Origin of the sequence: Actinomadura coerulea (assembly GCF_014208105.1) — a bacterium.
Lineage (GTDB): Bacteria > Actinomycetota > Actinomycetes > Streptosporangiales > Streptosporangiaceae > Spirillospora > Spirillospora coerulea.
This window is the reverse complement of the sequence record NZ_JACHMQ010000001.1, coordinates 200,741-227,308: the sequence shown is the minus strand read 5'-3', so window position 1 is coordinate 227,308 and position 26,568 is coordinate 200,741. Positions and strand designations below refer to the sequence as shown.

The following is a 26,568-nucleotide window of genomic DNA, read 5'->3' as shown; positions in this document are numbered from 1 at the left end:
ACGGCGGTCCGCCCGCTCACAGGTGGGAGCGGGCATAGCCGTCCAGCACCGGCAGGACCGCGTCGCGGTCGCCCGCGGGCACGCGCAGCACGACCTCCTCGATCCCGAGCGAGGCGTAGTGGTCGAGCTTGCCGGCAGTGGGCAGCGTCCCGAAGGGGATGACGGGCACGGGGTCGCGTCCCGCGTCCTCGCAGGCGCGGCGCAGGGCGGGCAGGGCCTCGCGGACGCCCGCGCCGCCGATCGGCATCCACCCGTCCCCGTACTCGGCGATGTGCGCGAACAGCGTCGGTCCGGGGGCGCCGCCGAGCAGCACGGGGATCCGGCGGGACGGCTTGGGCCATGCGCGGCTCGGCGCGAAGCTCGCGAACTCCCCGTCGAATGAGGCCTCCTCGTCCGTCCAGAGGGCCCGCATGGCGAGGACGTGCTCGCGCGCCACGGCCCGCCGCCGCTTCCACGGGACGCCGTGGTCGGCGCCCTCCTCGGCGTTCCACCCGTAGCCGATGCCGAGCACGACCCGGCCGGGGGCCAGCCGTTCGAGGGTGGCGACGGCCTTGGCGGTGACGATCGGCTCGCGCTGGGCGGGCAGCAGGACGCCGGTGCCGAGGACGATCCGCTCGGTGGTCACGGCCGCCGCGGCGAGCGAGACGAGCGGGTCGAGCGTGCGGGAGTACTCCTCGGGCAGGGCCGCGGCGCCCGTCGGCGGCGGGGTGGCGCGGGAGACGGGGATGTGGGTGTGCTCGGGGAGATAGAGCGAGGCGAACCCGCGCTCCTCCGCCTCCCGGGCCAGTTCGTGCGGCGCCATGGTCAGGTCGGTCGCGAACATCGTGATGCCGAGGCGCATGCCACGTCCCTTCCCGCCGGTCCCCGCACCCTACCTACACGACCAAGCGATTGCTCGCCAGGGGGTCAGCGGAGGTCGCAGACGGCCGCGGTCGCGTCGTCGTGGACCTTGTTCCGCGGCCACCGGGCGGCCCCGGGGTCGGTGCGCTCGGCCTCCCGCGTCCGTTCGATCAGCCCGGCGGGCCCCGGGTCCACCGCGAGCGCCGCCAGCCCGGCCCAGTCGGTGAAGCCGAACAGGTCGGCGAGCCGCGTCGCGCCGTCGGTCAGCAGGAACGCGCGCCGCAGGTCGGCGGCCGGCACCGTGCCGGTGATCGCGGCGTCGGCCACGGCCGGGTCCGCGGCGGCGTAGTACCACCCGCCGGTGATCTCCCGTAGGCCGTCGCGGCACTCCAGCAGGACGGTCGAGTCGGCCAGCACCAGGTAGTCGACCAGGTCGCCCCGCAGCCGCAGGGCGAGCACGGTCGCCGCCGGCGTCGCCCGGACCCGCAGGTCGCAGGTCGCCCGGTGCGCGGCCGCCACGTCCGCGATCGCGCCGGCGAGCCGCGCGACCAGCGGCCGGGCCCCCGGCCGGTGCGCGCCCCCGGGCGGGCCGACCGGCGGGCCGGCCTGCGGGCCGAGCCCGTCCAGCATCCGCGCCAGCAGCCGGGTGCCGAGCGAGCGGGCGTACCAGGCGGTCCCGTGCACGCAGCCGAGGTCGGTGCCGAGCGGCAGCCCGCACCCGTCGAGCACCACGACCGCGCCGGCGGCCGCGGCGACGAAGTCCTCGTTGGGCCGATCCGGGCTGCCCTGGTCCGTCGCCCATTCCACCCGCATCTCCACGTCCTCCCGTAGGCGGTGCTCCAGTATGGGCCGCACGGCGCGCGCCCCGCTCAGACGAGGACGGCGCGGTCGTCGATGCGCGCCACCGCGCGGACGGGCGCGCCGTCCGCGCCCGCCAAGGCCAGCGGGAAGAGGGAGACCTCGATCGCGCACCCCGCGGCCTGGGCGTCGGCGAGGCGTCCGAGTCCGGTCAGGTTCTCGGCGATCACCGCCCCGGCGCCGCAGAGGACGCGGTGGGCGGCGAGCGAGAAGTCGTCCGAGCCGGGCGGCGGGGTCCGGTCCACGCTGAGCGCGTCGATGCACACCGTCCTCACGCCCGCGGCGACGACGGCCTCCGCGGTCTCGGGCGCCGGATAGGGGTGGGCCAGGTAGGCCTCGGTCCCCCAGTGCCGCGACCAGTCGGTCGCGATGAGCAGGACGTCGCCCGGCGCGAGGCCCGGCGGGACGGCGTCCGGCGGTATCGGCGAGCGTGGCGGCAGGCCTCGGACGTCCATCACCACGGCCGGACCGGTGAAGCGCGCCAGCGGCAGCTCGTCCAGCTTCGGCAGCGCGTCGTCGATGTGGAACGGGGCGTCGACGTGCGTGCCGGTCTGCGACCCGAGGTGCAGCCGCAGCACGTTCACCCCGTCCCTCGCGACCGTGAGGGCCGGGACGGCCTCCACCTCGGGGTCGCCCGGGTAGACCGGCATTCCCGTGACGATCGGCACCGACAGGTCGAGCAGCTCAACGCCCATGCGATCGATTATCCCGGCCGCCGCCCCAGCCGATAGCGTTGCGACGTGTTGCCACATGTGACCGCCATCCGCTACGTGACGCCGCTCCGCGAGGGCGGATCGCTCCCGGGCGTCGTCGAGGCCGACGACCTCGGTACCTACGTCATGAAGTTCCACGGGGCCGGGCAGGGCCGCAAGGCGCTGATCGCCGAGGTCGTCGCCGGTGAGCTGGCGCGCCGGCTCGGCCTGCGGGTGCCCGAGCAGGTGCTCATCGACCTCGACCCGGCGATCGGGCGGCACGAGCCCGACCCCGACGTGCAGGACCTGCTGAAGGCCAGCCCCGGCTGGAACCTCGGCGTCGACTTCCTGCCCGGGTCGCTCGGCTTCGACCCGCTCGGCTGGAGCCCCGACCCCGGCTTCGCCTCCCGGGTGCTGTGGTTCGACGCGTTCATCGGCAACGTCGACCGCAGCTGGCGCAACCCCAACATGCTCGTGTGGCACGGCGACGTGTGGCTCATCGACCACGGCGCGAGCCTCATCTTCCACCACGCGTGGGCGAACGCGGCCCGGCTGTTCTCCGGCCCCTACGACGTGGACGACCACGTGCTGACCCCGTACGCGACCCGGCTGGAGGAGGCCGAGGCCGAGCTCGCCCCGAAGATCACCGAGGGGCTGCTGCGCGAGGTCGCCGACCTCGTCCCGGACCGCTGGCTTGAGGGCGAGCCCGGCTTCGCCGGCCCGGAGGCGCTCCGCGACGCCTACCTCGACATCCTGGTGCCGCGCGCCGGGAAGCCGCGCGAGTGGCTGCCCCGCCTCGACGTCAGCGGCCACCGCCCGGACACCTCCGCCCGGCGCGGCCAGAACCGTCCCGGCTGGCTGGGGGGCGCCTCGTGACCGCCGGCAGGACGACCAACATCAGGACGGCGGCCGAGCCGACCGTGTTCGAGTACGCCGCGCTGCGCGTGGTCCCGCGCGTCGAGCGGGGCGAGTCCATGAACGTCGGCGTGGTCGTGTACTGCCGTGCCCTCGACTACCTCGGATGCCGCACGCACCTGGACGAGCGGCGCCTGCTCGCCCTGGACCCGTCGCTCGACCTGGCGGGCGTCCGGTCCGCCCTCACCGCGGTGGACGCGGTGTGCTGCGGCGGCGAGCGCGCGGGCCAGGCCGCCCGGGAAGCCCCGGGCGCGCGGTTCCGGTGGCTGACCGCGCCGCGCAGCACGATCGTGCAGCCCGGGCCGGTGCACGCCGGGCTCACCGGAGACCCGGCCGCCGAGCTCGACCGGCTCCTCGACCTGCTCGTCCGGTAGCGGCCGGGCGCCGGCCGGGTCCGCTCCGCCTCAGGTCCACTCCCAGCGGATGCCGTGGAAGCCGGCGGCCATCCCGAACTCGATGAAGTGGACGCTCTGGTAGCTGGACAACCGCAGGTCGGCGGAGTCCTTCAGCGCGGTGTGCCCGTCGGGCCGCCACGTCCGGTAGCAGCGGGCGGGCAGCGCCGCCGGATGGAACCGGACCTCGATGAGGTACTCGTGCTGCGGGGTGCGGAACCCGCGCCCCTCCTCGGTGACGGGCGGGCCGGTCTCCTCGAACCCGAAGCCGTACTCCAGCAGGTAGGTCTCGCCGCGCCCGAGCGCCCGGTCGAACAGCAGCTCGGCGGCGATGAGGCCGCTCGTCTCGTCCATCCGGACGCGGCCGAACCGGCAGCCGCGCACGGTGCGGGACGAGGGCAGCACGCCCTGCGGGTGGTGGTACACGGCGATCCAGCGGTCCACCCCGCGCTGCTGGGCCTGGAACACCGCGCGGACGCGGACCTCGCGCAGTTCCCGGCGCCGCCCGATGAGGTACTGGTCGTGCAGGCTGAGCCCGGTGAGCTGCCGCTCGCCGCGGTCGCCGATCTCGTCCAGCAGGTCGCGGACGCCGGGCTCGGGGCACAGCTCCTCGACCGGCAGCCAGGGCCCGGCGGGACGGTCGGCGGTGGGCCTGAGCAGCGTCAGCAGGGAGTGGCGCGGCAGTTCGAGGATGGTCTCCAGGCCGCGGACGGCGCGCAGGGAGTCGGCGCGCTCGGGCCGGGTCCGGCCGCGCTGCCAGTAGCTCAGCGTGGACAGGCTGACCGCGATGCCCTGCTCCTCCAGGCGGCGCCGCAGGGAGTCGAGGCTCAGGCCGCGCGCCTGGATGGCGGCGTGCAGGGCGACGTTGAAGGGCCCATACTGGAGGATCTGGAGAAGATCGTCCTCTGCGACACTCTGCATGCTCGGCCTCCGGATCGGCTCCGGCCGGCCCCCGCAAAACGGCCTTGACTACCGCAATTGCAACTTCCGCGCTCACTGTAAGGCTCCGCGGCCCCGATGCCAACAGGCAAAGTGTCACAACCGTCGGCCCCGGCCTTCGCCGAATCGGGTACCAATTTCCGGCCGCGCGTCGCGCCGGATCACGGCCGCGGGCCGGGTCTCCGCCCGCGGCGCGCGCCGCGGGCGGAGACCGCCGCTCCGGGCCCGCCGGCGCGGGACGGGCCCGGAGGCCGGTCAAGGCCCGCGCTTGTCGAGCTTCGCGAGTTTCCTGGAGGTGAGTCTCGCGGCGAACCCGTTCAGCACCCCGCCGTAGCGGTACATGGTCTTGATTCCGTGCTTGGACACGGTGGCGCCGATCGATACGCCTGGCTTGAGCGTCACGATGTACTGGCCGGCGCTGCCCTGGCCCGAGACGGCGAGGACGAGCGGCGCGCGAAATGTCACGGCTGGGGCGAGGGCGGCGGAAACCGCGATCAGAGTGCCGCGGCAACGGCCGTGAACAGGGGTTTCTTCATCGGCACTCCGTTCGTGGAGTTACCCCGGCCCCGAGAAGACCGGGTCACGAAGCAGATCGAAATGAATGCCCGACGAGAACATGAGAATCGTCGGCATTTCTCCCCGATTTGCTTTTCCGATGCTAATGCCATTCCCACTCGATGCCCACTATCCCGCGCCGGACGGTTCCGGCCGCGAGGTTCGCGCTCCCCGACGTGCCGATCCACAACTCGCCGAGCCGCCGGCGCGGGGACGTGGAGCTCTCGGCCGTGAAGCCGTAGCAGCGGGCGGGCAGCCGGTCGCCGTCGAACCGGACGAGCGCCACGTAGTCGTGGACGGGGTGGGAGAAGCGCCGGTCGTAGCTGTCGGCCGCGGGCAGCCCGGCAGGGCCCAGCTCGTACTCGACGACCGCGGTGTCCCCCGTCGCCAGCACCCTGTCGAAGACCAGCTCGAAGGCCACCAGCCCGCCCTCCGCGCGGATCCTGCCGGGGCGGCAGTACCGCACGTCCAGCAGCCCGGCCGCGTCGCCGTCCGCCACGCCGGGGAGGGCGCCGTCGCCCGTCTGGTGGACGCAGACCACGCGGTCGATGTCGTCGCCGGCCGCCCGCAGGACGGTGCGCACCGACAGCGTCCAGGACCGGCGCGCCTCGTCCAGCCGGTAGACGTCGTGGACGCTGAGCCGTTCGAGCCGGTGGTCGCCCGAGCGGTCGAGCTGCCCGACGAGGCAGGCGTAGGCCTCGGCGTCCGGCCACAGGTCGCGGACGCCGCGGGCCCGCTCCGTCCCGTCCGGCCGGCCGGCGGCGCCGGCGCGCGCGACCGCCCCCTGAAGGGGCGCGGCGTTCGCCGCGGGGTCCTCCAGCAGCTCGATGAGGGTGCCGGACGGCACCCGCAGGATCTCCTCCAGCGCGACGACCACGGCACGCGAGCGCGGCCGGCTGCGGCCCCGCTGCCAGTAGCTCAGGGTGGCCACGCTGACCGTGAGCCCGCGCCGGCCGAGCCGGTGGCGGATCCGCTCCAGGGTCAGCCCGCTCGCCTGGATCGCCTGCCGCAACGCCCCGGCGAACTCCACGGCGGGATGGTACCCGCCCCGGAAGATCCATTCAGGTACCGGGGCAGATCGGGCACGCAATGACAATCAGAACAGGATTGACATGAAGGAGCCGAGTTCGGTGAACCCGACCCGGCGGTACGCCGCACGCGCACGGGTGTTGTAGTCGTTGACGTACAGCGAGACGGTCGGCGCGATGCCGTGCAGCGCCTCGCGCACCACCGCGGACATCCCCGTCTCCGACCGGCCCTGCCCCCGCAGGTCGGGGGGCACCCACACGCCCTGCACCTGGCAGGCGCGCGGGGTGACGGCGCCGACCTCGGCCTTGAACATGACGCGGCCGTCCTCGATGCGGGCGAAGGCGCGGCCGTCGCGGATCAGCTCGGCGACGCGGGCCCGGTAGAGCACGCCCCCGTCGCCGGCGTTGGGCGACACCCCGACCTCTTCGGTGAACATTGCCACGCATGCCGGGTAGAGGATGTCGAACTCCTCCATCCGGACCCGCCGCACACCGGGGTCGGCGGGCACGTCGGGGACCGCCGAGGTCGCCATCACCGGCTGTGCGGCGCGCACGGCGCGGGCCGGCCCCCAGTAGGGCGCCAGGATCTCCCACAGCTCTCCGACCGCGCCGACGGGCCCCACGATGGACGAGCAGCGCCGTCCCTGCGCCTGGGCCCGCTCGGCGAACGCCCGGACGGCCTCCGGCCCGGCCGCGACCGGGATGAGGTTGGCGCCCGAGTAGCACAGCGAGACGAGCCTGCCGTCGCGGAGGTAGCCCCACATCTGGGCGCCGAGGCGGCGCGGGTCGAGTCCCGCGGCGTGCACGCGGGAGCTCACGAACACGTTGGACACCGGGTCGGCGTCCAGGATCGCGAGGGCCTCCGCGCGGTACCGGTCGTCCAGCACGCGCACCGGCATCGAGCCCAGCATCCGCACGGCTACCGGCCCCCGGCCCTCACCACTGATAGCTCCACGCGGCCAAGCCTATGCCGTCCGACGGCCGCACACCTCCGCGGCCTCCATCACGGCGCCGTCCGGGGAGGGGTCACCGCTGCGCGGCCGCCTGCTCCGCCCTCCCCGCCTTGGACCCGACCGGTTCGCGCCCGGCCGCGCACTTCTGATCCGGCCCCGGCCGGTTCGCGGGCAGGCTCCCGCCGCCGAGATAGGCGGCGACGGCCCCGTCGACGCACCTGTCTCCGGACAGGGAGACGCCGTGGTTGTGCCCGCCCGCCTGGACGAGCAGCCTGGACGTCGGGAACCGGCGGTGCATCTCCAGCGCGCCCGGATACGGGGTCGCGGCGTCCCCGGTGGCCTGGACCATCAGGATCGGCGGAAGCGCGGAGCCGCCCCCGACCCTCGGCGGCGGGCCGCCCGGAACCCCCCAGAAGGCGCAGGGCGCGTTGTACCAGGTGTTGCCCCAGGTCTCGAAACGGTAGCCGCGACGGTAGAGGCGCTCGCTGTCGGCGTGCCAGCGCCGCCAGTCGCGCGGCCAGGCCGCGTCCCGGCACTGGACGGCGTTGTAGACCGTGTAGTTGTTCTGGTCGAGCCGTGACGGCGGCTGCCACACCTTGCGCAGCGGGCCCGGGTCGCGCCGGACGGCGTAGGCCGACAGGGCCCTCGCGTGCCCGGCCCAGGTGTAGTCGCCGTACCCGTCGGCGAGGAACGCCTCGTCGAGTTCGGAGGGCCCGATCCGCCCGTCGATCGGCTTGGCCTTGAGCGCGGCGCGCACCCTGGCGTACGCGGCGGCCACCTTCCGTCCGGAGTCGCCGAGCCGGTAGGTCTTGTGATGGCGGGCGATCCAGGCGAAGTACGCGTGGATGCGCTTCTCGAAGGCGACGTTCTGGTCGAGGTTGTCGCCGTACCAGACCCCGCTGGGCCGGACGACGCTGTCGAGCACCATGCGGCGGACCCGCTGCGGGTACATCGTGGCGTACACCGCGCCGAGGTACGTCCCGTACGAGTAGCCGAAGTAGCTGATCTGCTGCTGGCCGAGGGCGGCGCGCACGGCGTCCATGTCGCGGGCCCAGTCGGCGGTGCCCATGTGCGGGAGGATCGCGCCGTACCGGCGGGCGCAGTCGCCGGCGTACTTCCGCGCCCTGGTCTTCCACGCCTCCTCCTCCGCCGCACTCGCGGGGATGGTGTCGGGACGGGCGCGGCCAGGGCTCTGGTAGCCGGGGTCGCAGATCAGCTCGGGCCTGCTGGCGCCCACGCCGCGCGGGTCGAAGCCGATCCAGTCGTAGGACGCGGCGACCCGCTTCGGCAGCGACTCCGCGAAGAACGCGGACAGGTCGCGCCCGTGCGCGCCGGGGCCGCCCCGGTTGAGCAGCACCACGCCCTTGGACCTGGAGGCGGTGTGCCGGGCGCGGCTGAGTTCGAGGGTGATCTGCCTGCCGGTCGGCGCCGCGTAGTCGAGCGGGACCCGGAGGGTCGCGCACTGCAGGCCCTTGAGCCGGGTGCCCTCCACCGGGTCCTTGGCGGGGCAGGACCTCCACGCGAGGCCGGCGGGCCTCGGGTTCGGATGGGGGGCGGGGGCGGCGTCCGCGGGCGTCCCCAGCGCGGCGGCCCCGGCGACGGCGAGCGTGACCGCGGCGGCCGCCGTCCCGGCGGCGGCCCTCTTTCCAGCGTCGTTCAGCACGTTCGCTTTCTACCGGCGGGACGACCGGAAACCGCGCACCCCGAGGATCGCGCGATTCCAGCCCTAAACGGGACCACCTCCGGAAACCAACCGCCGGCAAAGCGAGCCGCGGTGCGCCCACCCCGCCCCCGCGGGGACGAGCCGGACACACCGCGGAACGCGCGTGCGTACTATCCGATGGCCGTACTGCCGACCGCTACGGGCGTCCGACCGGGAGGTCCTTGCCCGCGGAGGCGCGCGCGGCCTTCGCGGTCATGGCCGTCGGGTCCGGGTCGTTCAGCGCCGGGACGGCCTTGCAGTAGGCGTCCGGGCCCCGGTGGCTCTGCGGCAGCGCCCCGGTGTCGAGGTACGCCGCGACCTTGTCGTCCAGGCAGGCGTTGCCGTTGAGCGTGTTGGCGTGGGTCTTGCCGCCGACCTCGAACACCAGGCGCGAGGACGGGAAGACCTTGTGCATCTCCACACCGCCCGCGACCGGGGTCGCCGCGTCCTGGGTGGACTGGACGAGCAGCATGCCCGCCAGGCCCTTGGCGCCCTTCAGCTTGAACTCCGGCCCGCCCTGGAACGGCCAGAAGGCGACCGGGGCGTTGAACCAGACGTTGCTCCAGGTGTTGAACCTGTAGCCCTGCCGGTAGAGCTTCGCGGCGTCGTGGTGCCACTTGCGCCAGTTGCGCGGCCAGCGGGCGTCGGCGGCCTGGACGGCGTTGTAGACGGCGAAGCCGTTGTCGTCGCCGCCGGGGCTCATCCAGTCGAGGAGCCCGGAGGCGTCCTTGTCGTTGACCCACGCCGAGAGCGCCTGCGCGAACGGGATGTAGTAGCCGGTGTTGTAGCCGGCGGACAGCACGGTGTCGTCCAGCTCGTCCGGGCCCATCTGGCCGCCGATCGGCGCCTTCTTCGCGGCCGCGCGGACGGCGTAGTACTTGGCCTCGACGGCCTTCTCGCTCTTGCCGAGGTGGTAGAGCGAGTCGTACTTGGCGATCCAGGCCCACCAGGCCTTCATGTTGTGCTCGAAGGCCTTGTCCTGCTCGAGCTGGGCGTCGTACCAGACCGTCTTCGGGTTGACGTTGCCGTCCAGCACCATCCGCTTCACGCGCTTGGGGAAGAGCGTGGCGTAGGTGGCGCCGAAGTAGGTGCCGTACGAGAAGCCGTACCAGCTGATCTTGTCCTGGCCGAGGGCGGCGCGGATCGCGTCGACGTCGCGCGCGGCGTCGGTGGTGCGCATGTGCGGCAGCAGCCAGCCGAACTTCTTCGCGCAGTCCTGCGCGTACTTCCTCGACTTGGCGATCCAGGCCTTCTCCTCCTTGGCGGAGGAGGGGACGTAGTCCGGCCGGATCGGGTCGGAGAAGTTCGGGTCGCAGCTCAGCGCCGGCTTGCTGGAGCCGACGCCGCGCGGGTCGAAGCCGATGATGTCGTACTTGGCGGCGACGTCGGCGTGGCCGGTGCCGCCGATCCAGCGGGCGAGGGCGGGCGCGTACTGGAGGCCGCTGCCGCCCGGGCCGCCGGGGTTCACGAACAGGGTCCCCTGGTAGTTCTTCTCGTCGGTGTGCCGGAAGCGCGACACCGCGATGGAGATCTTGCGGCCGTTGGGCCGGCCGTAGTCGAGGGGCACCTCGACCTGGGCGCACTCGGCCTTGTTCATCGGGTCGCTAGGGCCGCTGACCTCGCACTTGCCCCAGTCGATGCCCTTGGCCGCGACCGCGGCGGCACCGGAGCCCCCGGTGTCCGCGCTCGCGGAGACGGCGAACCCTGCGCCGCCCGCCGCCACGACCGCAGCGGTCGCGACGAGAACGATCCTTTTCACTTGACCCCCTCAGATCGGCGACTCCGGGCCGGCGCCATGCCGGAGGGGGGTGTCGCCGATGCGTGGCTGTTGCGTACTACCTGTGTGCCGCCGGCCGCGTGCCGGCGGGTGCCGGACCCCGGGGACCGCTCCCCGGGGTCCGGACCGCGTGGGCGGTGACCGGCGTCAGCGGATGACGTCGGCCTGCAGCTGCGCGGCCTTCAGCGAGCCCGTGCCGCTCAGCGTCCTGGCGGTCGCCGTGGACGGCGGCTTCGGGTCACCGAGCTGCGGGACGTGGACGGTGCTCTGCTCCGGACGCTCTCCCCGCAGGAAGTAGGCGTCGAAGTAGGCGTCCACCTGGGCGGAGCCGCGGTGCACGATGCAGTGCGTGCGGTCGCCGTCCTGGACGACCAGGCGCGAGCCCTTGAGCCGGCGGTGCATCTCCAGCGCGCCCGCGTACGGCGTGGCCGCGTCCGCGGTCGACTGGAACATGAGGATGTTGCGCGGCAGGTCGCGGGTGTGGCCGATGTTCACCGGCTTGCCGGCCTTGGCGGGCCAGTACAGGCACGGGGCGTTGTACCAGGCGTTGGCCCAGGTCTCGAACGGGTGCTTCCTATTGACCCGCTCGTTGTCGCGCTGCCACTTGTTCCAGCTCAGCGGCCACTGGACGTCGGTGCACTGCACGCCGAGGTAGACGGCGTACCCGTTGTCGTCGGAGCCGCCGGTCGTCGGCGCACCGTAGGTCTGCGCGAACGTGGCGACATCGCCCGACTTGAAGGCCGACAGCGCGGCCGCGTACCCGTGCCAGATGGCCTGGCTGCGCCGGTACCCGGCGTTCAGGATCACGTCGGTCAGCTCGTCCGGTCCGACGGCGAGCGTCTGCCCGCTGTCGGGGTCGGCGTAGTAGACCGGCTTGTTCTTGAGCTTCGCGCGCAGGTCGTAGAAGAAGCTCCGGACCTGCTTCTGCGTGGTGCCGAGGTGGTACACCGAGTCGTACTTGGCCACCCAGCCGAAGTAGTAGTCGATGTTGATGTCGAACTGGGCGTCCTGGTTGAGGTTGGCCTCGTACCAGGCGTCGGACGGGCCGACGTTGCCGTCCAGCACCATCTTCCCGACGTTCTTGGGGTAGACGGTGGCGTAGGTGGAGCCGAGGTAGGTGCCGTAGGAGGCGCCGTAGTAGTCGAGCTTCTTGTTGCCGAGCGCCCGCCGGATCGACTCCACGTCGTTGACCGAGTCGATCGTCTTGATGTGGTTGAGCAGCCCGGTCTTGTCGGCCTTGCCGCACGCCTCGGCGTAGCCCTTGGACAGCTTCAGCCACGTGGCGACCGACTTGCGGTCGCCGGTGCCGTAGTCCGGACGCGGGGCGTTGGTGTAGTTCGGGTCGCAGCTCAGGGCCGGGACGCTCATGCCGACGCCGCGCGGGTCGAAGCCGATGACGTTGTAGGCCTCGCGCATCGGGGCGGAGTTCTGCGCGAACACCCGCGGCCCGAACAGCGCGCCGCCGCCGCCCGGCCCGCCGGGGTTGACCACGATGTCGCCCTTGGCCGCACCGGAGCCGGTGTGCGGCGTCCTGGTGAGCTGGATCGTGATCTTCTTGCCCTGCGGCTTGGCGTAGTCCATCGGCACCGACAGCTCGGCGCACTGGACGATCTTGGAGACGGGGTACAGCCCGTCGTACAGGTTGTGCACCGTCTGGACGAAGTCCGCGGGGCAGGCGTGCCACTCGGCCGCCGAGGGGTTGAACCCTCCGGCCGTTCCGGCGGAGGGGCTCGCGGCCTGTGCGCTTGTGGCGCCGAGGCCGGTGAGACCGAGCCCGGCCACCGCGGCCACGACAACGATCCTCTTCACATATCCCCCTATCGTGCCGACTCCGATTGAGTCAGACATACGGGTAAATGAGTGAAGATTGTGGCGGTTCGGGCGCACCGCCCGACAGAGGGCCATCAGAGTGGATGCGGAATCGTGACAAGATCAGCGGAACTCTGTGATAACTCCAGACGTTCCGGTCGCGGATGCCCAGCTCCGGGGCGGGTTCCGGGCATACGAAAAGGCCCCGGGTCGTCAGACCCGGGGCCCTGAAAGCCCCGTTACGGCGCCGGCCGGAGCGCGGGCGCCGGCCCGGACGCGGCGGTCAGCCGACCACCACGTCGGCGCCCGGTCCGGAGACCGTGCCGTCCTCGCCGATCTCGATGCCCATCTCGTCGGCGATGCGCATCGCCTCCTCGATCAGGGTCTCGACGATCTGCGCCTCCGGGACGGTCTTGACGACCTGCCCCTTGACGAAGATCTGGCCCTTGCCGTTGCCCGAGGCGACGCCGAGGTCGGCCTCGCGGGCCTCGCCGGGACCGTTCACCACGCAGCCCATCACGGCGACGCGCAGGGGGACCGGGAAGTCCTTCAGCCCGGCGGTGACCTGCTCGGCCAGCGAGTACACGTCCACCTGCGCGCGACCGCAGGAGGGGCAGGAGACGATCTCCAGGCCGCGCGTACGCAGCCCGAGCGACTCCAGGATCGCCGTGCCGACCTTGACCTCCTCGACCGGCGGCGCCGACAGCGAGACGCGGATCGTGTCGCCGATGCCCTCCGCCAGCAGCGCGCCGAACGCGACGGCCGACTTGATCGTGCCCTGGAACGCCGGGCCCGCCTCGGTCACGCCGAGGTGCAGCGGGTAGTCGCAGGCCGCCGCCAGCTTCCGGTACGCCTCGATCATCACGACCGGGTCGTTGTGCTTGACCGAGATCTTGATGTCGCGGAAGTCGTGCTCCTCGAACAGCGAGCACTCCCACAGCGCCGACTCGACCAGCGCGTCGGGGGTGGCCCTGCCGTACTTCTCCAGCAGGCGCTTGTCCAGCGAGCCGGCGTTCACCCCGATGCGGATCGGGACGCCCGCGTCCTTGGCGGCGCGGGCGATCTCGCCGACCCGGTCGTCGAACTTCTTGATGTTGCCCGGGTTGACGCGGACGGCCGCGCACCCGGCGTCGATCGCCGCGAACACGTACTTGGGCTGGAAGTGGATGTCGGCGATGACGGGGATCGGCGACTTGCGCGCGATCGCCGGCAGCGCCTCGGCGTCGTCCTGCGACGGCACCGCGACGCGGACGATCTGGCATCCGGACGCGGTCAGTTCCGCGATCTGCTGGAGCGTGGCGTTCACGTCGGCGGTGAGGGTCGTGGTCATCGACTGCACCGACACGGGGGCGTCGCCGCCCACCGGGACGTCGCCGACCATGATCTGCCGGGATCTGCGGCGGGGCGCGATCGGTTCCGGCGCCCCCTGCCCGTCGCCTTCGCCGCGAACGCTCGGTATACCCAGTGAAACGCTCATCCCTCTCCTCAATTTTCGGCCCCGTACAAAGCCTAGGTGCTCCGCGCGGCTGAGTTGACGGCACCCGGCTTCGACCAGTGTGACCATTTGAGCACACTCGGTAAACGTTTCACGTCATTACGGCAGTCGGAGGGGGTTGAGCACGTCCGCGAGAATCAGCAGCACGCCGAATCCCACCAGCACCAGGACGGCCAGGTATGTCAAGGGCATGAGCCGGGTCATGTCCACGGTGCCCGGATCCGGCCGTCCCCTGATCCGGTTGACGCCGGCCCGCGCCCGCTCGTAGGCGACGACCGCGAGGTGCCCGCCGTCCAGCGGGAGGAGGGGCAGGACGTTGAGCACGCCGAGGAAGATGTTCACCGAGACGACGAGCGACAGGTAGAGGGCGAGCTTGTCGCGGGCGGAGCTCTGGGCGGAGAAGATCTGCCCGGACACCTCGGTGGCGCCGACCACGCTGCCGACCTGTCCGCCGGGCGTGCTCCCCCGCTCGGGCGAGAACAGCCTCGGGACGGCGGAGGGCAGGTCCGCGGCGGCCCGCCCGATGCCGGCGACGGTGCGGCCGATGCCCTCCGCGCCGAACACCGCCGCGTTGAGCGGCCCGGTCCGCTCGTACCCGGCGCCGGCGACCTTGGCCGACATGCCGACGAACGCCCGCCCGTCCACGTCCGCGAGCGTGATCGGCAGCGTCACCGGCCTCGGCGCGCCCGGCCGCACGACCACGACCGTCACCGTCCGGCCCGGCTCGGCCGCGTCGATCGCCCTGGTGAGCCCCTGCCAGTCGGAGACCGCGGTGCCGTCGAACGAGACGACGCGGTCACCGGCGCGCAGCCCGGACCGGGCGGCGGGGGAAGGCGGCCGGTTCCCGCCGCAGCCGCTGGACAGCGAGGCGGGCACGCACGTCGTGACCGACTCGACCGTGCTGGTCACCGTGCCGGGCTCCCGCACGCCGATCGTCATGGCCATCACCATGAGCAGCAGGAACGCGAACACGAGGTTGGCGACGACCCCGGCCGTGATGACGACCGCGCGCCGGCCGGCGGGCTGCCGGTAGAAGGCGCGCGGACGGTCCGCGGCGGGGATCTCCTCCAGCGGCGTGTAGCCGACGATCTTGACGAAGCCGCCCAGCGGGATCGCCTTCACGCCGTACTCCGTCTCGCCCCGGCGGGTGGACCACAGGGTCGGACCGAAACCCACGAAGTACTGCGTGGCCTTCATTCCGAACCGCTTGGCGGTGAGGAGGTGCCCGCCCTCATGGAGCATCACCGAGACCAGTAGCGCCACCACGAACGCCACCGCGCCGAGGAAGAAGGCCATCGGGTCCCCTCCGAGGTTCCGCCCGGGGCGGGCCCCCGGATCAGACGGTCGCGGTCAGTTCCCTGGCCCTGGCCCGCGCCCAGGTGTCCGCCGCGAGGACGTCGTCGAGCGTCAGGTCTCCGGCGGTGCCCGAACCGTGCTCCTCCACTACCCGCGCGACAGTGTCGACTATCCCGAGGAACGGGAGCCGTTCCGCGCGGAACGCGTCCACGCATTCCTCGTTGGCGGCGTTGTAGACGGCGGGGACCGTCCCGCCCAGCTCGCCGGCGCGGCGCGCCAGCGCGACGGCGGGGAAGGCCTCGTCGTCCAGGGGGAACAGCTCCCAGGTGTGCGCCCTGGTCCAGTCGACGCCGGGCGCGGCGTCCGGCACCCGGTCGGGCCAGTCGATGCCGAGCGCGATCGGCAGGCGCATGTCGGGCGGGCTCGCCTGCGCCAGCGTGGAGCCGTCGGTGAACTCGACCATCGAGTGGATGACCGACTGCGGGTGCACCATGACCTCGATGCGGTCCATCGGGACGTCGAAGAGCAGGTGCGCCTCGATGACCTCCAGGCCCTTGTTGACGAGGGTCGCGGAGTTGATCGTGACGACCGGGCCCATGTCCCAGGTCGGGTGGTTCAGCGCCTGCTCCGGGGTGACCCCGGTCAGCTCGTCGCGGGCGCGCCCCCGGAAGGGCCCGCCGCTCGCGGTGAGCACGAGCCGCCGCACCTCCTCGGCCCGCCCGCCGCGCAGGCACTGGGCGAGCGCCGAGTGCTCGGAGTCGACGGGGACGATCTGCCCCGGGCGCGCCCGCTCCTTGACGAGGGGGCCGCCGACGATGAGCGACTCCTTGTTGGCGAGGGCGAGGGTGCGCCCCGCGTCCAGCGCGGCCAGCGTCGAGGCGAGGCCGAGGGCGCCGGTCACCCCGTTGAGCACCACCTCGCACGGCCAGGCGGCGACCTCGGCGACCGCCTCGGGACCTGCCACGATCTTGGGGATGGGGTAGTCCCCGGAGGAGTAGCCGCGCCGCTTGGCCTCGGCGTAGAAGGCGAGCTGGAGTTCCTGGGCGGCGGAGGCCCTGGCCACCGCGACGACCTCGGGGCGGAACTCCAGCGCCTGCTCGGCCAGCAGGTCGACCCGCCCGCCGCCGGCCGCCAGCCCCGTCACCCGGAACCGGCCGGGGTTGCGGCGGACCACGTCCAGCGCCTGGGTGCCGATGGAACCGGTGGAGCCGAGGACGACCAGCTCGCGGGCGGCCGCGTCGGGGCCTGAAGGAGACATCACGCCTCCATTGTCGGGCATCGGCGGCCCCGGGATCGCGCGGACGCCCGTACGTCCCGGCCCTCGCCGCCGTCCCGGCTCCCGCCTCAGCCCTCGCCGCCGTCGTAGGCGCTCCGCGCCCGCTCGACCTTCTCCAGGTTCTCGGCGGACCACTCCGCGAGCGCCGCGAACAGCGGCGCGAGGCTGCGGCCCAGCTCGCTGATCTCGTACTCGACGCGCGGCGGCACCTCCGGGTGGTAGGTGCGGACCACGAGCCCGTCGCGCTCCATCTGCCGCAGGCGCTGGGTCAGCACCTTCGGGGTGATCGTGGCGATGCGGCGCTGCAGCTCCACGAACCGCTGCCGCCCGTACTCGTGCAGCGTCCAGAGGATCGGGGTCGTCCAGCGGCTGAACACGAGGTCGACCACCGGGGCGATCGGGCAGGCCAGCTCGGGGTCGAGCGCCTCCTGGGTCCTGGCGTTCACCATCACGGCCTCCCGGGGTAGTCACTTTCTTCTAGGTACCTACTATATCTCGGATGCTAGCTTTCCTCGTGTCGCACCGCGACGGCACCGCCCCCGGCAGTGTCAATGCAGCTCAGAGGGAGAAAAGCAATGATCGTTGTCATGGGTGCCACGGGGAACGTCGGGCGTCCGCTGGTGCGGGCGCTGACCGAGGCGGGCGAGCGGGTGACGGCGGTGTCGCGCAACGACCCCGGCGACCTGCCCGCGGGCGTCGTGCACCGCGCGGCCGACCTCGCCGAGCCGGAGACCCTCCGGCCCGCCCTGGACGGGGCGGACGCGCTCTTCCTGCTCCTCGCCGGGCACCTGCTCGGCACGCCCGAGGACCTGGACCCGCACGCCGTGCTGGACGTGGTGAAGTCCGCCGGTGTGGAGCGGGTCGTGCTGATGTCCTCGCAGGGCGCCGGCACGCGCCCGACGGCGCACGGCCACAGCCACCTCAGGGCGTTCGAGGACGCCGTCCGGGAGTCGGGGCTGGACTGGACGATCCTGCGGCCCGGCGGCTTCGACAGCAACGCGTTCGCGTGGGCGGAGCCGGTCCGCGCCCACCGGGCGGCCGCCGCGCCGTTCGCCGACGTCGCCCTGCCGTTCGTCCACCCGTCCGACATCGCCGATGTCGCGGCCGCGGCCCTGCTGGAGAGCGGGCATGAGAACCGGATCTACGAGCTCACCGGGCCCGCCCCGCTCACGCCGCGGGAACGGGCGCGGACGATCGGCGACGCGCTCGGCGAGCCGGTCGCGTTCGCCGAGCAGACCCGGGAGGAGGCGCGAGCGCAGATGGCGGCGTTCATGCCCGCGCCGGTCGTCGACGGGACCCTCGACATCCTCGGCGAGCCGACCGAGGCCGAGCGCAGCGTCAGCCCCGACGTGGAGAAGGTGCTCGGGCGCCCGGCCCGTTCCTTCGCGCAGTGGGCCGAGGAGAACGTCCGGGCGTTCCGCTGAGTCAGCGGGCGAGCGGGAGCCGGAGCACGAGGCGGGCGCCGTAGGTCCCGTCGGCGACCTGCACGGTCCCGCCGTGGGAGAGGGCGATCTCCCGCGCGATCGGCAGGCCGAGCCCGCTGCCGCCCTTCTCGCGGCTGCGGGCCGGGTCCAGCCGGGCGAACCGCTCGAAGACGCGGTCCCGGTCGGCGAACGGGATTCCGGGGCCGTCGTCGTGCACCTCGACGACGGCCCCGTCGCCGTCCGCGCGCACCTCGACCTCGATCCGCGCGGCGGCGTAGCGCTCGGCGTTGGCGAGCAGGTTGCGCACCGCGCGGCCGAGGCGCTTCCGGCTGCCGCCGACGATGAGGCCCGGCTCGGCCTTCACCGTCATCGGGACGGGCGGGCTGCGCAGCCCGGCCTCCGCCTCCACCAGCGCCCCGAGGTCGATGGGCTCCCGGAGGGGGATGTCGCCGGAGTCGAGGCGGGCGAGGACGAGCAGGTCCTCGACGATCCGGTGCAGCCGGTCGATGTCGGCCAGCGAGTGGCGCAGGGTTTCCACGGCGTCCCCGTCCTCGGGGGCGGCGAGGGCCAGCTCGATGCGGGTGCGCAGCCCGGTGATCGGCGTGCGCAGCTCGTGCGAGGCGTCGGAGATGAACGCGCGCCGCTGCAGCGCCGCGCTCTCCAGCTGGGCGAGCAGCTCGTTCACGCGCTCGGCCAGCCGCTCCGCCTCGCCGCCCGAGGCCGGGACGGCGACGCGGCCTCCGCCGTCGTCCTCGGTCAGCCTGTCCAGCTCCCGCCGGAGGCGTTCCACCGGCCGGAGCGACCCGCGCGCGGAGTGCGCCATCCCCCAGCGGACCGACGCGACGGCCACCCCCGCGAGGGCGGCCATCACGGCCGCGAGCACGCCGGGGCGGCCCACACCGGCGAGCGCGTAGAGGACGGCGGCCGCCGCGCCCACCGCGGTCACCATCAGGCAGCCGAACGCGGTGTCCGTCGGCGACGTCACGCGCGCCCGCGGGAGGCGGGGCCTGCGCGGCCGGACTCGCCGATCATCGACGTTCCTGACCGACATGCTTCCTTTGTACGTAAGTACCCCTCAAAAGAGAGCAAAGCGCCCGACCGGGCACCGCATAACCTGGTTCGCGGCGGCGCCGGCCCGGTCGGCCCCCGAGCCCCCGCCGCCGGGCATATCCCGACCGCTCCCGAGTCTCGGGGCGACACGTGAGGCTTTGCCGCCCTTTTCACCTTCCGTAGCGGCAACAACACTCTTCCCCGCCTATAAAGGAGGACGTGAAGGCGACTCCCACCGGGGGGATGGAGACATGGGCCAGACGGGCGAGCCGGTCGTCGACCCGCAGGGGTTGAGCACGGCCCAGCGCCTGGGCGACGCGTGCGTCGTCTGCCGCAGGAGATGGCCCCGGCCGCGCGTCCGCGTCGGCCGCCTGCCGGACTCGTCCGGGGTGTTCGCGTGCGGCGACTGCGCACCCGCCCCGCCGGTACCCCGCGCACGGCGGGGCCCCCGGGAGCCGCTCACGGGCGCCGGACCGGCGGTCGGGGAGCCGCCGCCGGCGCGGAGGGCGGCAAGGGCCGCCGTCATGGAGGTCTCTCCAGGGAGAGGGTGACCTGGGCATTTCGGGGGGAAGCCCAGGAACACCCGTGAGGTGCGCCCGGCTGGGGGCGGTCGGGCGCGCCGGAGAGACTCTCGCGCGACCTCAGGCCTTGGTGGCCTGGATCCAGGTGCGCGTCCACTCCGCGTAGTCGGTGCAGTCCTTCTTGCCCGACTCGCCGCCGCACGTCTTCGAGGGCGCGTGCGCGAACACGATCTTGTCGAGGTAGCCGCGGTCGCCGACGTGGTAGGCGGCGCAGAAGCCGGACTTGAGGCGGTCGCCCGAGCACGCCTGCGGGTTGGCGGGGGCGACCCCCGTCCACTCGGCGACCTGCTGCTGGACGTCGGGCGAGGCCGTCCACTGGAGCCACTGGTACATGCAGTTGGGATGCTGGACGCGGGCACCGATCATCCACGCGTCCATCCACCCGGTCGCGCCCTCGGACGGGATGACGCCCTGGACGGGCCGCGACGCGCGGTTCAGCACGTCCGCGTGGTAGGGCCAGGCTTGGCCGAGCACGGCCCGGCCCCCGGCGAACGCGCTGACGGCGTCGGCCGGAAGGTCCCAGTACTCCCCCACGTACGGGCGCTGCCGGGTCAGGACCCGCCCGGCGGCGGCGAGCTGCGCCGGCGTCAGCGAGTAGGGGTCGCGGATCTTCAGCTTGCGCTGCCTGCCCTTGAGGTAGAGCGCGGCCTCGGCGATCGCGAGCGGGCTGTCCCGCATGACGATCTTCCCCGAGTAGCGGCGGGCCTGGGCGGGGTCGAACAGCGCGGCCCAGCCCGCCGGCGGCGGGACGGCCCGGGTGTCGTACATCAGCAGGTTGGAGCCCCACACGTACGGCAGGCCGTAGTGCTTGCCGTCGCGTTCGAGGAGCTTGCGCAGCCTCGGTTCGAGCTTCTTGTAGCCGTCCACGAGGTCGGGGTTGATCGGGACGGCCTGGTTCTCCTCGACCAGCCGCCCGGCGACCTCCGGCGGCGCGGCGACGCCGTCGTAGCGGCGGCCCCGGTCGCGCATGAGGTCGGCCATCTCCTCGGGCGTCTTGACGACCTTCAGGCCGATCTTGCAGCCGGTGCGCTCCTGGAAGGGCGTGACCCAGTCCACGCGCGGGTCGGTGCCGCCGCTCTCCACCGAGCCGGGCAGCGTCAGGAGGTTCAGCGCGCCCTCGCCGGGGCCGAGGGTGCTCACCACCTTGGCGACGCCCACGGGCTTGTCGTCCCCGCCGCTGCACGCGCCGAGCCCCGCGGCGCCGAGTGCCGCGGCCGCCGCCAGGGCCGCCGCCGCCTTGACCCGTGCCGTGGCCCTGCGCCGCATGTCGCTCCCGATCCGTGCCAGGGCCCTCCCCCTCGCGAACGGGCCCGTCGGCGCAGCGTAGCGTCTCCGCGGCGGAAGGACGCACGGACCCCGCCCGCGGACGACGGCGCCGGAAGCCTCCGGCGGCCATTGCGCGGGTCGCGGCGGACGCGGACGATGTGATCGCCGGTCTCACGGGACTTTCCCTCCGCACCGCTGGCGCTCCGGCCGGAATTACCGAAGATCGCGACTCGGCTGTTTCCCGGTGGGCTTTCCCGCGGGTGACAGATTCATGACCATTGCCGCGCTCTTTGCGGCGGATTTCGGCCGGACCGCTGGAAGGGGAGGCCGCCGGGCCCCGGAAGGACGGTGGGTGCTGGCGTCCGCGCCATAAACGGAGGTTGCTGGAGAGGATATGGCGCGGGCTCGCGTCCCGTCCGGGGCCTCGGCGGCACCGGTGCGCGTGGCGGGGGTGGGGAACGGCGGATCACCCTGCGGTGCCGCCCGGCCACGCGATCACCGGTACCCGGCCGGACGGCGGCGGTGTGACGCCCTCGAGACGGAGGAGGTTCGAGGGACGCCGCACGTCCTGCCGGATGTCGCCGGGCGGCCGGAAGGGGCCGCCGGGGGGCGCCGGCCCGCCCGCCGGCCGCCAGGCCGGCGGGGAGCCCGAGACCACCTCGATCCGCGCGATGAGCCGCTGCGGAGTGTCGGCCTCGAGGAGGTCCCCGACGTCGCGGTCCTTGGGCGGCAGCGCCCACCAATGGCCGGTGAACAGGCCGAACCAAATGGTCCAGCCCGGGAATCGCCTTCCGAGCGCGTCCACTTCGGCGGCGTGGTCGCCTGCGGTCATAGCGCGGCTCTCCTGCACATCCGGCTCCACCGGCCCGCGGCCTGACGACCACGGGTTTCCTACTGCCGACCCTGACTTTTGAATTCGCATCAATTAAGGTAGACAGTCAGATTGTGTCGCCGGACACAGATCCAGTCAATGGGGTGGTGCCATTATTCATCCGGCCGCGGCGGACGGAAATTGACAACTCGAAATCGCGCCCGGTAGGTAATTATCGCGGGGTCCTCAGCCGCTGGTGGGGAAGCCGAGGTTCACCCCGCCGTGGGACGGGTCGAGCCAGCGCGCCGTCACGGCCTTCGTCCGGGTGTAGAAGTGGACGCCCTCCATGCCGTGGGCGTGGCTGTCGCCGAACAGCGAGTCCTTCCACCCGCCGAACGAGTAGTAGGCCATCGGCACCGGGATCGGCACGTTCACGCCGACCATGCCGACCTCCACCTCGTTCTGGAAGCGGCGCGCCGCCCCGCCGTCGTTGGTGAAGATCGCGGTCCCGTTGCCGTACGGGTTGGCGGAGATCAGCTCCATGGCCGCCTCGTAGGACCCCGCCCGCACGACCGACAGCACCGGGCCGAAGATCTCGTCCTGGTAGGCGTCCATCTCCGGGGTGACGTGGTCGAGGACGGCCGGTCCGAGCCAGAAGCCGCCGCCCGCGCCGCCCAGCACGTCCGGGTCGCGCCCGTCGACGGCGAGCGTGGCGCCCTGCGCGACGGCGCCGTCCAGGTAGGAGGCCACCCTGTCCCGGTGCGCCCGCGTGACGAGCGGTCCCATCTGCGACTCGGGGTGGTCGCCCGGCCCCACCCTCAGCCCGGCGACGCGCTCCTTGATCTTGGCCGTCAGCTCGTCCCCGACCGGGTCCACGGCGACGACGACGGAGATCGCCATGCACCGCTCCCCCGCCGACCCGAAGCCGGCCGACACGGCGGCGTCCGCCGCGAGGTCGAGGTCGGCGTCCGGCAGCACCAGCATGTGGTTCTTGGCTCCGCCGAGCGCCTGCACCCGCTTGCCGCCAGCCGCCGCCGTCGCGTAGATGTGGCGCGCGATCGGGGTGGAGCCGACGAAGCTGACCGCTCTGACGTCCGGGTGGCGCAGCAGGCCGTCCACCGCCGCCCCGTCTCCGTGCAGGACGTTGAAGACGCCGTCCGGAAGCCCCGCCTCGGCCCACAGCTCGGCGAGCCGGACCGACGCCGACGGGTCCTTCTCGGACGGCTTGAGCACGAACGTGTTCCCGCACGCGATCGCGACCGGGAACATCCACATCGGCACCATCGCCGGGAAGTTGAACGGGGTGATCCCCGCGGCCACGCCGACCGGCTGGAGGATCGAGTAGGCGTCCACGCGCGAGGAGACGTTCTCGGAGAACCCGCCCTTGAGCAGGTGCGGGATGCCGCAGGCGAACTCGGCGACCTCCAGCCCGCGGGCCACCTCGCCGGCCGCGTCCGCGACCACCTTGCCGTGCTCGGACGAGATGAGCCGGGCCAGCTCCCCGCTGTGCGCGTCCACCAGCTCGCGGAAGCGGAACAGCACCTTCGCGCGCTGCGAGAGCGAGGCGTCACGCCAGCCGGGGAACGCCGCCTTCGCGGCGGCCACGGCGGCGCCGACCTCACGGTCCCCGGCGAAGTCGACGGTCCCGGCCACGCGCCCGGACGCGGGCTCGAAGATGTCGCCCCGCCGGTCGCTCGCGCCGCCGTACGGCTTCCCGCCGATCCAGTGCGTCACATGCCTGCTCATGAGTCCTCCCCGCGAGCGGACGGCCCGCGCCCTCCGGCGACCGCGGTCTCGTTCACGGCCTCCAGCGAAGCGATCAGGATGCCGAGGCCCTCCGCGGCCTCGTCGCCGGTGAGGGTCAGCGGCGGCGCCATGCGCACCACGTTGCCGTACAGGCCGCCCTTGCCGACCAGCAGCCCCCGCTCGCGGGCGGCCTCCATCAGCGCGGCGGCGAGCGGCGGGCTCGGCTCGCCCGTGTGCGGGTCGGCCAGCTCGACCGCGAACATCAGCCCCTTGCCCCGCACGTCCGCGACGATCGGGAACCGGGTCGCCGCCGCCGACAGCCCCCCGATGATCGCCGCGCCCTGCCGGGCGGCGTTGGACCGCAGGTCGTGGTCGAGGACGTAGTCGAGCGTGGCGTTGGCGGCGGCCATCGAGACCGGGTTGCCGCCGAAGGTGGAGATCCCGACCGCGTGGAGGCCGTCCATCAGGTCGCCGCGCGCCACGACGCCGCCGACCGCGAAGCCGTTCCCGAGCCCCTTCGCGAACGTGATCACGTCCGGGGTGACGCCGTGGCTGTCGATCCCCCAGAAGCCCTGCCCCGTCCGCCCCCAGCCGGTCTGCACCTCGTCGGAGATGAACAGGATGCCGAACTCGTCGAGGACGCGCTTGTAGGCGGCGAACAGGCCGTCCGGCGGCATCGTGAAGCCGCCGACGCCCTGGATCGGCTCGGCGATGAGCGCGGCGACGTCGCCGCCGGTCGCCGTGGCGAGCACGTGCCGCAGGTCCTGCGTGCACACGTCGATGTACCGCTCGTCCGACATCCCGGCGAACTGCGGGAGCCGGCGGTCGGCGCCGTGCAGGAAGTGGACGTCCAGCGGGGAGTACGACAGGTTCGTCCAGCCGCGGTTCCCCGTGACGCCCGTCGCGGCGAACGACCGGCCGTGGTAGCTCTGCCGCATCGCGAGGACCTGGTCGCTGCGCCGCGCGTACGCGGCCAGCAGCAGCGCGGTCTCGTTGGCCTCCGTCCCGGAGTTGGTGAAGAACACCTTGGCGTCCGGGATGCCCGACAGCCGGGCGATCTTCTCGGCCAGCTCCACCTGCCCGCGCAGCAGGTACGCCGTGGAGGTGTGCACGACGCCGGTGGCGATCTGCCGCTCCACCGCGTCCCGGACCTCGGGCACGTCGTACCCGAGCATGTTCGTCAGGATGCCGATGAAGAAGTCGAGGTAGGAGTTGCCCCCCGCGTCGGTCACGCGGTTGCCCTTGCCTCCCACGATCTCGATGGGGTCCCGGTAGTTGAGCGCCATCCAGGACGGCATGACCGCCCGGTGGCGCCGGAGCAGGTTCGCGTGTTCCGACATGACACAAGTCTCGTTCCGACGGGCGGCCGCGACCACCCGCAGAGTGTCAGGACCGGGCGCCTCCGCTTAACGGTCTGCTGGCGGCTGACAACCTGTAACGACCGGATCATCGCTGCTGACACCCTGTACGGATATCATCGCCGTGATGCTGCCCACTGTCGACGACGTCCTCCAGCTCGACGCGGTACGCCGCGGCCAGCCCCACGTCGTCGCAGGCTCCGACCGCACCGGCAACCGGGTCCGCTGGGTGCACGTCGCCGAGGTCACCGACATCGCGCACCTGCTGCACGGCGGCGAGCTCGTCCTCACCACCGGGATCGCGCTGCCCGACGAGCCGGAGCGGCTGCGCGCCTACATCGCCGACCTCGCCGAGGTCGGCGTCAGCGGCCTGATGATCGAGCTCGGCCGGCGCTACGCCAGCGTGCTGCCGCCCGCGCTGATCGCCGCGGCCGAGGAGTTCGGCCTGCCGGTGATCGTGCTGGCGCACGAGCCCGCGTTCGTCGACATCACCGAGTCGGTGCACGCCCGGATCGTCCAGGAGCAGTTCGCCGAGCTGCGCGCCTCCGAGCAGCTGCACGAGATCTTCACCCAGCTGTCGGTCGAGGGCGCCTCGACCGACGAGGTCGTCCGGCAGGTCGCGGCGCTCGGCGGGCACCCGGTCGTGCTGGAGAACCTCGCCCACCAGGTCCTCGCCGCGGACGCCGGCGGCGCCGACCCGGCCGAGCTGCTGTCGGCGTGGGAGACCCGCTCGCGGGCCGTCCGCCCCGGCCGCCGCACCGGCTACGACGAGGCGTCCGGCTGGCTGGTCACGATGGTCGGGGCACGGGGCGAGGACTGGGGACGGCTGATCGTCGACCTCGGCGCACCGCCGTCCCCGCGCGAGACCGTGCTGATCGAGCGGGCCGCCACCACCCTCGCCCTCGGCCGGCTCCTCGACCGGCACGCCGAGAGCGTCGAGCGGCAGGCGCACGGGACGATCATCGCCCGCATCCTCGCGCACGCCTACTCCGACCCGCAGGAGGCGGCGGCCCGCGCCCGCGCCCTCGGCGTCCCGCTGTCCGGACGCCGGCTGCTCGGCGCCGTGCTCCGCCACCGCGGCCCCGCCCTGTCCCGGTCCGCCCCGCCCGTCGGGGAGCTGTCGCAGCTCGCCGAGACGGCCGCGGCTGCCTGCAAGGACGCCCGCCTCGCCGCGCTCGTCGGCGTCCTGGACGAGGGCGGTCCGCACGCCCGCGTCGGAGTGCTGGCCTCCCTGCCCGCCCGCGCCGACGTGGAGACCGCGCTCACCGAGGTCGCCACCCGGATCCGCAAGCAGTCCGGTGACACCGTGATGGCCGCCGGATCGGTGGTGGAGACGATCCGCGACGTCCGCCGCTCCTTCCTGGAGGCCGAGCAGGTCGCCGACGTCGCCGCGCGCGGCTCCGGGGCCCGGCTCTACTACCGCCTGCCCGACCTGCGCCTGCGCGGGCTGCTGCACCTGCTCCGCGACGACGCCCGCGTCCAGACGTTCGTCGAGCGCGAGCTCGGCCCGCTCCTGGAGTACGACGCCCAGCGCGGCAGCGACCTCACGCGCATCCTGGAGCTGTACCTCGAATCCGGCCGGAACAAGGCCGTCGCCGCGCAGCAGGCGCACCTGTCCCGCCCCGCCTTCTACGAGCGCCTCCGCCGCATCGAACGGGTCCTGGACGCCGACCTCGACGACGTGGAGTCGTGCGTGTCCTTCCACGTGGCGCTGCTGGCACTGTCCTCCGTCCGCTGGGAACGTTCCTGACCGGACCGGTGACCGGTGAAGGCCGTTCGCGGAGGCCACCGCGCGCATACCCTTT

Annotated in this window: 23 protein-coding genes; 4 read left to right on the top strand and 19 right to left on the bottom strand. The window is 73.2% G+C overall.

The genetic code is table 11. From position 1 onward, the window contains the following. Window positions 1-16: 16 nt before the first annotated feature. From BKA00_RS01080 to BKA00_RS01070, 3 genes are all read right to left on the bottom strand, one after another. Window positions 17-841 (bottom strand): LLM class F420-dependent oxidoreductase, encoded by an 825-nt coding sequence (locus tag BKA00_RS01080; RefSeq protein WP_185023140.1) that lies wholly within the window; start codon window positions 839-841, stop codon window positions 17-19. A gap of 65 nt (window positions 842-906) precedes the next feature. Beyond that, window positions 907-1,695, bottom strand: coding sequence for a hypothetical protein (locus tag BKA00_RS01075; protein WP_230299200.1), 789 nt, complete (start codon window positions 1,693-1,695; stop codon window positions 907-909). 14 nt (window positions 1,696-1,709) lie between these two features. Continuing rightward, the gene (locus BKA00_RS01070) at window positions 1,710-2,393 is read right to left on the bottom strand and encodes a cyclase family protein (protein WP_185023139.1); all 684 of its coding nucleotides are present in this window, start codon (window positions 2,391-2,393) and stop codon (window positions 1,710-1,712) included. 45 nt (window positions 2,394-2,438) lie between these two features. Between BKA00_RS01070 and BKA00_RS01065 the strand changes: the two genes are divergently transcribed. Together BKA00_RS01065 and BKA00_RS01060 are read left to right on the top strand one after the other, a co-directional pair. Further along, window positions 2,439-3,266, top strand: a complete 828-nt coding sequence (locus tag BKA00_RS01065; protein WP_185023138.1) for a HipA family kinase — start codon at window positions 2,439-2,441, stop codon at window positions 3,264-3,266. Beyond that, window positions 3,263-3,679 carry a DUF3037 domain-containing protein gene (locus BKA00_RS01060; RefSeq protein WP_258938586.1) on the top strand — a complete coding sequence of 139 codons (417 nt, stop codon included), beginning with the start codon at window positions 3,263-3,265 and terminating at the stop codon, window positions 3,677-3,679. The genes BKA00_RS01065 and BKA00_RS01060 overlap by 4 nt, the downstream gene beginning before the upstream one ends. A 30-nt stretch (window positions 3,680-3,709) precedes the next feature. On the opposite strand, the gene BKA00_RS01055 is transcribed toward BKA00_RS01060, so the two are convergent. The 11 genes from BKA00_RS01055 to BKA00_RS01005 all read right to left on the bottom strand — a co-directional run bounded on the left by BKA00_RS01055 (window position 3,710) and on the right by BKA00_RS01005 (window position 16,976). Further along, on the bottom strand, window positions 3,710-4,618 hold the full coding sequence (locus tag BKA00_RS01055) for a hypothetical protein (RefSeq protein ID WP_185023137.1): 909 nt from the start codon (window positions 4,616-4,618) through the stop codon (window positions 3,710-3,712). Between the two features lie 273 nt (window positions 4,619-4,891). Beyond that, window positions 4,892-5,101 (bottom strand): hypothetical protein, encoded by a 210-nt coding sequence (locus BKA00_RS01050; protein ID WP_185023136.1) that lies wholly within the window; start codon window positions 5,099-5,101, stop codon window positions 4,892-4,894. A gap of 193 nt (window positions 5,102-5,294) precedes the next feature. Then, window positions 5,295-6,221 carry a helix-turn-helix domain-containing protein gene (locus BKA00_RS01045; protein ID WP_185023135.1) on the bottom strand — a complete coding sequence of 309 codons (927 nt, stop codon included), beginning with the start codon at window positions 6,219-6,221 and terminating at the stop codon, window positions 5,295-5,297. A 66-nt stretch (window positions 6,222-6,287) separates the two neighbouring features. Beyond that, a complete protein-coding gene (locus BKA00_RS01040) occupies window positions 6,288-7,130 on the bottom strand; it encodes a GNAT family N-acetyltransferase (RefSeq protein ID WP_185033513.1) in 843 nt (280 codons plus the stop codon). 115 nt (window positions 7,131-7,245) lie between these two features. After that, window positions 7,246-8,835, bottom strand: a complete 1,590-nt coding sequence (locus tag BKA00_RS01035; RefSeq protein ID WP_185023134.1) for an alpha/beta hydrolase — start codon at window positions 8,833-8,835, stop codon at window positions 7,246-7,248. A 196-nt stretch (window positions 8,836-9,031) separates the two neighbouring features. Then, entirely contained in the window at window positions 9,032-10,633 is a 1,602-nt protein-coding gene (locus BKA00_RS01030; RefSeq protein ID WP_230299199.1) for an alpha/beta hydrolase, read from the bottom strand. A 165-nt stretch (window positions 10,634-10,798) separates the two neighbouring features. Next, a complete protein-coding gene (locus BKA00_RS01025; RefSeq protein ID WP_185023133.1) occupies window positions 10,799-12,460 on the bottom strand; it encodes an alpha/beta fold hydrolase in 1,662 nt (553 codons plus the stop codon). Window positions 12,461-12,743: 283 nt separating this feature from the next. Continuing rightward, window positions 12,744-13,937 carry a flavodoxin-dependent (E)-4-hydroxy-3-methylbut-2-enyl-diphosphate synthase gene (gene ispG, locus BKA00_RS01020; RefSeq protein WP_185023132.1) on the bottom strand — a complete coding sequence of 398 codons (1,194 nt, stop codon included), beginning with the start codon at window positions 13,935-13,937 and terminating at the stop codon, window positions 12,744-12,746. A 117-nt stretch (window positions 13,938-14,054) separates the two neighbouring features. Beyond that, window positions 14,055-15,251 carry a M50 family metallopeptidase gene (locus BKA00_RS01015; protein WP_185023131.1) on the bottom strand — a complete coding sequence of 399 codons (1,197 nt, stop codon included), beginning with the start codon at window positions 15,249-15,251 and terminating at the stop codon, window positions 14,055-14,057. Between the two features lie 40 nt (window positions 15,252-15,291). Further along, window positions 15,292-16,530: a 1-deoxy-D-xylulose-5-phosphate reductoisomerase gene (gene dxr / locus BKA00_RS01010; RefSeq protein WP_420829658.1), complete on the bottom strand. Its 1,239-nt coding sequence runs from the start codon at window positions 16,528-16,530 to the stop codon at window positions 15,292-15,294. 65 nt (window positions 16,531-16,595) lie between these two features. Further along, window positions 16,596-16,976 (bottom strand): winged helix-turn-helix transcriptional regulator, encoded by a 381-nt coding sequence (locus BKA00_RS01005; protein ID WP_185023129.1) that lies wholly within the window; start codon window positions 16,974-16,976, stop codon window positions 16,596-16,598. A gap of 126 nt (window positions 16,977-17,102) precedes the next feature. Between BKA00_RS01005 and BKA00_RS01000 the strand changes: the two genes are divergently transcribed. Then, window positions 17,103-17,951 carry an SDR family oxidoreductase gene (locus BKA00_RS01000; RefSeq protein ID WP_185023128.1) on the top strand — a complete coding sequence of 283 codons (849 nt, stop codon included), beginning with the start codon at window positions 17,103-17,105 and terminating at the stop codon, window positions 17,949-17,951. 1 nt (window position 17,952) lies between these two features. Here the strand turns inward: BKA00_RS01000 and BKA00_RS00995 are convergent, their stop codons facing one another. The 5 genes from BKA00_RS00995 to BKA00_RS00975 form a co-directional block, all read right to left on the bottom strand. Continuing rightward, window positions 17,953-19,002, bottom strand: coding sequence for a sensor histidine kinase (locus tag BKA00_RS00995; protein ID WP_185023127.1), 1,050 nt, complete (start codon window positions 19,000-19,002; stop codon window positions 17,953-17,955). Between the two features lie 640 nt (window positions 19,003-19,642). Continuing rightward, the gene (locus tag BKA00_RS00990) at window positions 19,643-20,848 is read right to left on the bottom strand and encodes an ABC transporter substrate-binding protein (RefSeq protein ID WP_185023126.1); all 1,206 of its coding nucleotides are present in this window, start codon (window positions 20,846-20,848) and stop codon (window positions 19,643-19,645) included. Between the two features lie 466 nt (window positions 20,849-21,314). Next, window positions 21,315-21,680 (bottom strand): hypothetical protein, encoded by a 366-nt coding sequence (locus BKA00_RS00985; protein WP_185023125.1) that lies wholly within the window; start codon window positions 21,678-21,680, stop codon window positions 21,315-21,317. Window positions 21,681-21,905: 225 nt separating this feature from the next. Then, complete coding sequence (locus BKA00_RS00980; protein ID WP_185023124.1) at window positions 21,906-23,405, bottom strand: CoA-acylating methylmalonate-semialdehyde dehydrogenase; 1,500 nt, start codon at window positions 23,403-23,405, stop codon at window positions 21,906-21,908. After that, window positions 23,402-24,745, bottom strand: a complete 1,344-nt coding sequence (locus tag BKA00_RS00975; protein WP_185023123.1) for an aspartate aminotransferase family protein — start codon at window positions 24,743-24,745, stop codon at window positions 23,402-23,404. The genes BKA00_RS00980 and BKA00_RS00975 overlap by 4 nt, the downstream gene beginning before the upstream one ends. A 145-nt stretch (window positions 24,746-24,890) precedes the next feature. On the opposite strand from BKA00_RS00975, the gene BKA00_RS00970 reads away from it, so the two are divergent. Continuing rightward, window positions 24,891-26,513 carry a PucR family transcriptional regulator gene (locus BKA00_RS00970; protein WP_185023122.1) on the top strand — a complete coding sequence of 541 codons (1,623 nt, stop codon included), beginning with the start codon at window positions 24,891-24,893 and terminating at the stop codon, window positions 26,511-26,513. Window positions 26,514-26,568: the final 55 nt, after the last annotated feature.